General features: G+C 70.1%; 3 protein-coding genes. All 3 read right to left on the bottom strand.

Going from position 1 to position 2101, the window contains the following annotated elements:
- Positions 1–1005, bottom strand: a 1005-nt coding sequence (gene fliF, locus D183_RS0111090; RefSeq protein WP_017909050.1) for a flagellar basal-body MS-ring/collar protein FliF, incomplete at its 3' end; no start/stop codon positions are given.
- Between the two features lie 12 nt (positions 1006–1017).
- The gene (gene fliE, locus D183_RS0111085; protein WP_017909049.1) at positions 1018–1380 is read right to left on the bottom strand and encodes a flagellar hook-basal body complex protein FliE; all 363 of its coding nucleotides are present in this window, start codon (positions 1378–1380) and stop codon (positions 1018–1020) included.
- Positions 1381–1636: 256 nt separating this feature from the next.
- A partial coding sequence (locus D183_RS24490; protein ID WP_039727154.1) for a glycosyltransferase occupies positions 1637–2101 on the bottom strand: 465 nt, incomplete at its 5' end.

Here is a 2101-nt window from a genome sequence, read left to right as displayed (position 1 = left end):
TGGGGCACCGGTGGCGCCCGGCTGGCCCGGCGCGCTGCCCGGCGAGTTGCTGGTCGCGCCGGGCGCGCCCTGCGGGCCGCTGGTGCTGGTGCTGCTGTCGCTGACCTGCTCGCTGCGCAGCTTCGGCGGGTCGCCGTTGTACAGCTCGCGCGCTTCCTCGACCACCGAGAAGTCCATGTCCACGTTCACTTCCGGGTTGACCCGGCCCGGGCCGGTCATCGGCTCCAGCAGTTCGCGGATGCGCTGGTTGTAGGCGCTTTCCTGGCGCCGCACCTGATCGAACTGGGCGGCGTTGAGCGCGGCATCGCTGTTGGGGTCGGCGATGGTCAGCATGCGCCCGCTCTGGTCGACCACGGTGACGCGGTCCGGCGCCAGGTCGGGGATGCTGGAGGCGACCATGTTGACGATCGCATCGACCTGGTTGCGTTCCAGGGTGGTGCCGCCGCGCAGTTCCAACACCACCGAGGCGCTGGCGGCCTCGCGCTGGCGGGTGAACGCGCTCGGCTTGGGGATGGCCAGATGCACCCGCGCCTCGCGCACCGGGCGCAGGCTGGCGATGGTGCGCGCCAGTTCGGTTTCCAGGGCGTGCTGGTAGCGCGCGTTCTCCACGAACTGGCTGACCCCGAAGCCGGGATCCTTTTCCATCACTTCGAAGCCCATGTTGCCGTTGTCGGTCAGGCCGGCGCCGGCCAGCTTCAGCCGCGCGTCGTACAGCTTGTCCTCCGGCACGGTGATCGCGCCGGTGGCCTGGTCGAGCTTGAACGGGATCTGCGCGGTGCGCAGCAGGTCGGTGGCCTCGGCCGTGCCCTTCTCGTCCAGGCCGGTGTACAGGGGAGTGTAGGCCGGCTTCTGCGACCAGAAGAACACGAACAGGCCGGCGGCCACGGCCACCGCGATCATCGCCATCAGGCCGATGCGCCGGGTGAGCTGCAGGCTCTGCAGGCGGTCGAACCAGGCCCCGGCCTTTTCGCTGTTGAATGTGTCTTTGCTGATCGCAAGCGCCATCGTCTTCTACCCTTACAGCGGCATGTTCATCACGTCCTGGTACGCCTGGACGAGTCGGTTGCGGACTTCCACGGTAGCGCGAAACGCCACCTGGGACTGTTGCGCGGCCAGCATCACCTTGGCCAGGTCGGCGCTGGGGTCGCCCAGTTCGAAGGCCTTGGCGAGGTCGCCGGACTTCTGCTGGGCCTCGTTCACGCCGCCGATCGCGTTGCGCAGGGTCTCGGTGAAGCTCGGGCCCTGCACGCCCTGGTTGCCGGCCAGGCCTTCGATCGCATTGCTGCGGCCGACATCGCCCACCCGCGTCTGCGCCGCCTGGCCGACCTGGCCCTGGTAGCTGCGGATCTGCGAAAGGATGGAGCTGATGGAGTCGCTCATACGGTGAAGTCCCTGCCGGGAGACGGCTTGCCCGTATGCAATGCAAGCGGTGTGCCGAAACGGCACTCACCTGTCGCGCAGCCTGCAGACGGGCATGCGCGGGCAAGGCCGGCACCCGGTGACGGGTTCCTGGCGCCGGCGGCACGGCCGGCACGGACCGCGCGCCGGCAAGGTGTCGGCAGGTTGACGCCGTGCGCGGCGTCACGGTCGGACGCGGGCGCCGCGCGGCGACCTCAAGGCGGGAGAGGAGACCGACTCAGTCCGGCAGCCAGGCCGCCCGCCACTCCCGCAGATTGGCGCCGTGCAGCAACCAGTCGCGCTGCACCGTCGCGCGCAGGGCCATGCCGGCGGCGGTGCGTGCGTCGGCGTCGGCCAGGTGCGCGCGGATCGCATTGACCCAGTCGCGAAAGCGATTCTTGACCAGGGTGACCGGCAGCGCGCCATCGCGGTAGGGCGGCAGGTCGCTGGCCACCACCGGATAGCCGCAGGCGCCGTACTCGAGCAGGCGCAGGTTGCTCTTGCAGCGATTGAACAGGTTGTCTTCCAGCGGCGCCAGCGCCAGGTCCAGGCCCAGCGCGGCCAGCGCCTGCGGATAGCGGGCGAAGTCCACGCCCGCGTGCACCTCGTGCACATGCCGGCGCAGCCGCTCCGGGCACAGGCCCATGAACACCCAGTGCACCTCGCCGGCCAGCGCCTGCACCACGTCGGCGATCAGTTCCAG

It is taken from the genome of Xanthomonas sp. SHU 199 (assembly GCF_000364665.1).
Lineage (GTDB): Bacteria > Pseudomonadota > Gammaproteobacteria > Xanthomonadales > Xanthomonadaceae > Xanthomonas_A > Xanthomonas_A sontii.
This window is presented reverse-complemented; position numbering and strand designations above follow the sequence as displayed.